The sequence below is a fragment of the Streptomyces sp. NPDC004065 genome (assembly GCF_044903565.1).
Lineage (GTDB): Bacteria > Actinomycetota > Actinomycetes > Streptomycetales > Streptomycetaceae > Streptomyces.
In genome coordinates this window covers 1-4,991 of record NZ_JBJDQT010000052.1, presented here as the reverse complement: position 1 = coordinate 4,991, position 4,991 = coordinate 1, and the positions used below count along the sequence as shown (strand labels likewise).

Genomic DNA, 4,991 nt, shown 5'->3' with positions numbered 1-4,991 from the left:
CCAGGCAGGCAAACGCCCCGCACGGGCAGGGCGCACGCCCACCTGCCGGACGGGCGCACGCGCGGGCCCGGACAGGCGGGCCGGCCGGGTGGGCGTGCGAGCCCGGACAGACGCAAGCCGGACGGGCGGGCGCGCGGCCCGGACGGGGCGAGCGCCCGGCACGGGTAGAACGCACGCCCGGCACGGACGGGGCGAGCGCCCGGCACGGGCAAAGCGCACGCGCGAGCCCGGACAGACGCAGGCCGGACGGGCTGACGCGCGGCCCGGACTGCGCGAGCGCCCGGCACGGGTAGAACGCACGCCCGGCACGGGCGGGGCGAGCGCCCGGCACGGGCAAAGCGCGCGCCCCGCGCGGGCGGGGCGCACAACTGCCCCGCCCGCGTCCGCGTCACCGCGCATCCGCCGCCCGCGCCCGCCTCACAGCCGGGGGTCGACCGGCTCGGACTCCAGGGCCAGCACCCCGAACACCGCCTCGTGCACCCGCCACAGCGGTTCACCGCCGGCCAGCCGGTCCAGGGCCTCAAGCCCGAGGGCGTACTCCCGGATCGCCAGCGAGCGCTTGTGGTTCAGGTGGCGCTGCCGCAGCCGGGCGAGGTTGTCCGGGCGGGTGTACTCCGGGCCGTAGATGATCCGCAGGTACTCCCGGCCGCGGCACTTGACGCCGGGCTGGACCACCCGGCCCCGCTCGGTGCGGACCAGGCCGCCCAGCGGCTTGACCACCATGCCCTCGCCGCCGCGGCCCGTCATCTCCAGCCACCAGTCGACGCCCGCCCGCACCGACTCCTCGTCGGCCACGTCGACGTACAGCCGGCGCGTGGTCTGCAGCAGGCCGCTCGCGTCGTGCTCCACCAGCCGGTCCAGCAGCGCGAGCTGTTCATCGTGCGGCAGGGCGGCCAGGCTGCGGCCCTGGACCGCCAGGAGCTGGAAGGGCGCCAGGCGGACGCCGTCCAGTCCCTCGGTGGTCCAGCAGTAGCGGCGGTAGGCGGCCGTGAACGCGGCGGCGTCCGAGGCGCGCCCGCGCTGGCGCTCCAGCAGACCGCCCACGTCCACACCGCGGGCCGCGGCCGACTCCAGCGCGGTCAGCGCACCGGGGAACACCGCACCGGAGGCGGCGCCGACCGCCGCGTACTGCGACCGCAGCAGCCCGGAGGCCTTCAGCGACCACGGCATCAGCTCGGCGTCGAGCAGCACCCAGTCCGTGTCCAGCTCCGCCCACAGGCCGGCGTCGGTGACGGCCGCGCGCAGCCGGCCGAGGATCTCCTCGGTGGTCGACGCGTCGTCGAAGAAGGGGCGCCCGGTGCGGGTGTAGAGCGAACCCGTGGGCCCGTCCACGCCGAACCGCCGGCGCGCCGCCTCCGCGTCCCGGCACACCAGGGCGACCGCCCGCGAGCCCATGTGCTTCTCCTCGCACACCACCCGGGCGACCCCGTCCTCGCGGTACTGGGCGAAGGCCTCCCGCGGGTGCTCCAGGTAGCCCTGGACGCCCGAGGTCGCCGTCGGCGCCATGGTGGGCGGCAGGTACGGCAGCAGACGCGGATCGACGGCGAAGCGGCTCATGACCTCCAGGGCCGCCGCCGCGTTCTCCTCCCGTACGGCGACCCGGCCCCCGTGGCGGGTCTCGACGGCCCGCCGGCCGTGCACGTCGCCGAGGTCCAGCGGGCGTCCCTCGTGCCCGCCGGGCGCCTCGGTGCGCAGCGGCCGGGCCGGCTCGTACCAGACCTTCTCGGCCGGTACGTCCACCAGTTCGCGCTCCGGCCAGCGCAGCGCGGTCAGCCGGCCGCCGAAGACCGCCCCGGTGTCCAGGCAGATGGTGTTGTTCAGCCAGGTGGCCTCCGGTACCGGGGTGTGGCCGTAGACCACGGCCGCCCGGCCGCGGTACTCCTCGGCCCACGGGTAGCGCACGGGCAGGCCGAACTCGTCGGTCTCACCGGTGGTGTCGCCGTACAGCGCGTGCGCGCGGACCCGGCCGGAGGTGCGGCCGTGGTACTTCTCCGGCAGTCCGGCGTGGCAGACCACCAGCCGTCCGCCGTCCAGCACGTAGTGGCTGACCAGGCCGTCGATGAACTCCCGCACCCGTGCCCGGAACTCCTCGCTCTCGCCCTCCATCTGCGCGACGGTCTCGGCCAGGCCGTGGGTCTGCCGGACGGTACGGCCCTTGAGGTGGCGGCCGTACTTGTTCTCGTGGTTGCCCGGCACGCACAGGGCGTTGCCCGAGCCCACCATGGACATCACGCGGCGCAGCACGCCGGGGCTGTCCGGGCCGCGGTCGACCAGGTCGCCGAGGAAGACCGCGGTACGGCCCTCGGGGTGCACCCCGTCGACGTAGCCCAGCTTGCCCAGCAGCGACTCCAGTTCGGCGGAGCAGCCGTGCACGTCGCCGATGATGTCGAAGGGCCCGGTCAGGTGGGTGAGGTCGTTGAAGCGCTTCTCGTTGACGACCGAGGCACCGTCGACCTCCTCGGTGCCGCGCAGCACGTGCACCTTGCGGAAGCCCTCGCGCTCCAGGTGGCGCAGGGAACGGCGCAGTTCGCGCACGTGCCGCTGGATCACCCGGCGTGGCATGTCCGCCCGGTCGGTGCGGGCCGCGTTGCGCTCGGCGCACACCTCCTCGGGCACGTCGAGCACGATGGCTATGGGCAGCACGTCGTACCGCTTCGCCAGGTCGATCAGCTGCCGGCGGGCGTCGGGCTGCACGCTGGTGGCGTCGACGACGGTGCGGCGGCCGGCCGCCAGGCGCTTGCCGGCGATGTAGTGCAGGACGTCGAAGGCGTCCCGGGTCGCGCCCTGGTCGTTCTCGTCGTCGGACACCAGCCCGCGGCAGAAGTCCGAGGAGATGACCTCGGTGGGCTTGAAGTGGCGGCGGGCGAAGGTGGACTTGCCCGAGCCGGACGCGCCGACGAGGACGACGAGGGAGAGGTCGGTGACGGGCAGGACGCGGCCCGTGCGGTTCCCGGTCATGCGGCCTGCGCCTCCTTCTCGTTGCGTGCCTGCTCGTTGCGTGCCTGCTCGTTGTGTGCCTGCTCGTTGTGTGCCTGCTCGTTGTGTGCCTGCTCGTTGCGTGCCTGCTCGTTGCGTGCCTGCTCGTTGTGTGCCTTGTCCGCCGCGCGGACGGTGAACACCGCCATCTGGGTGGGCGGACCCACCTCGGGGTCCTCGGGGCCGACGGGAGCGAACTCCACGTCGTAGCCGTGCCGTTCGGCCACCGTGGCGGCCCAGGCGCGGAACTCCTCGCGGGTCCACTCGAAACGGTGGTCGCCGTGCCGGGCGTGCCCGGCGGGCAGGGACTCCCAGCGCACGTTGTACTCGACGTTCGGGGTGGTCACGACGACCGTACGGGGGCGGGCGGCGCCGAACACCGCGTACTCCAGGGCGGGCAGGCGCGGCAGGTCGAGGTGCTCGATCACCTCGCTGAGCACCGCCGCGTCGTACCCCTTGAGCCGCTTGTCGGTGTAGACCAGCGAGCCCTGCAGCAGTGTGACCCGGGCCGCCTGCCGCTCCCCCATGCGGTCCAGCTTCAGCCGCATGGAGGCGATGGTCAGGGCCCGCACCGACACGTCCGCGCCCACGATCTCGGTGAACCGGACGTCCTTCAGCAGCTCCTGCACCAGCTGCCCCTGCCCGCACCCGAGGTCGAGGACCCGGGCGGCGCCGGACCGCCGCAGCACGGCGAGGATCGCCTCGCGCCGCCGCACGGCAAGAGGCACCGACCGCTCCCCCGCCGCGCCGTCCACCTGACCGCTGCCCTCCAGCCCGCTGCCCTCCAGACCACCGTCTCCGTGACCCCCGTCCTCCGGACCACCGTCCTCCGCCACCGCGTTGTCGATCTCCTCGACCTCGCTGTCGTCCGTCTCCGCGAGCCGCACCAGTTCCAGCCGCTCCATGGCCTGACGGGTCAGCGACCAGCGGCGCGTCAGGTAGCGGCTGGTGATCAGCTTCTGCTCCGGGTGCTCGTGCAGCCACCCCTCCCCAGCCCGCAGCAGCTTGTCGACCTCGTCGGAGGACACCCAGTAGTGCTTGGCGTCGTCGAGGACGGGGAGCAGGACGTAGAGGTGGCGCAGGGCCTGCGCGACGGTCAGCGCCGACGACTCGAGGACCAGGTGCACGTACCGCGAGTCGCCCCACTGCGGGAACTCGGCGTCCAGCGGCACGGGTTCGGCGGTGACGGTCCACCCGAGCGGCGCGAACAGCCGCCGTACGAGCTCGGGCCCGCCGCGCGCCGGCAGCGCGGGCACCTCCACGCGCAGCGGACGGGTCTGCGCCGGCAGTTCGGGGCGCGCGTGGCACACGCCGCGGATCGCGCTGGAGAACACGTTGCTCAGCGCGACGGCGAGCAGCGAGGAGGCCGCGTAGGGCCGGTCGTTGACGTACTGCGCGAGCGCCGCGTCCGGCGCGCCACCGCGGCCCTTGCCCTTGCCGCGCCTGACCAGTGCCACCGCGTCCACCTCCAGCAGCAACGCCGCCGTGCACCGCCCGGCGTCCGCCTCGGGGTAGAGCACGTGCGCCGTGCCGTAGGAGGTGGAGAACGCCTGCGCCTTGTCCGGATGCTTGTGCAGCAGGAACCCGAGGTCGGTCGCCGGACGTTCGGGGGTGCCGGTGGTACTGATGGTCAGGAACATGCGGAGGGCCTCTCCGGCTGGCTGGGACGACTACGGTGCCGCGCGCACGAGAGCCCCCGAGAACGCTGCTCCCGGGGGCTCGGCAGGACGACCCCCTCACCTTGGCACAGGGGGTACGACCGGCGCCTTTGTTTTATGGACCGCGGTCACGGGGGCGGGCGCAGCCCCGCCGGGGTGCGGGGGCGAAGCCCCGCATGGGGTGCGGGGGCGCAGCCCCCGCCCGGGGTGCAGGGGCGCAGCCCCCGCCCGGGGTGCAGGGGCGCAGCCCCGCATGGGGTCCGGGGCGCAGCCCCGCACGGGGTCCGGGGCGCAGCCCCGTGACGGCAACCTCCCACCCCACCGAGTCGGGCGGGCCGGACGGGGCAAAGGGGGGTG

2 protein-coding genes are annotated in these 4,991 nt (G+C 74.6%); both read right to left on the bottom strand.

The features are described 5' to 3' along the window. Nucleotides 1-417 precede the first annotated feature (417 nt). A complete protein-coding gene (locus tag ACI2LW_RS32975) occupies nucleotides 418-2,958 on the bottom strand; it encodes a polynucleotide kinase-phosphatase (protein ID WP_404734946.1) in 2,541 nt (846 codons plus the stop codon). Then, the gene (locus ACI2LW_RS32970) at nucleotides 2,955-4,616 is read right to left on the bottom strand and encodes a 3' terminal RNA ribose 2'-O-methyltransferase Hen1 (RefSeq protein WP_404734945.1); all 1,662 of its coding nucleotides are present in this window, start codon (nucleotides 4,614-4,616) and stop codon (nucleotides 2,955-2,957) included. The genes ACI2LW_RS32975 and ACI2LW_RS32970 overlap by 4 nt, the downstream gene beginning before the upstream one ends. Nucleotides 4,617-4,991 lie beyond the last annotated feature (375 nt).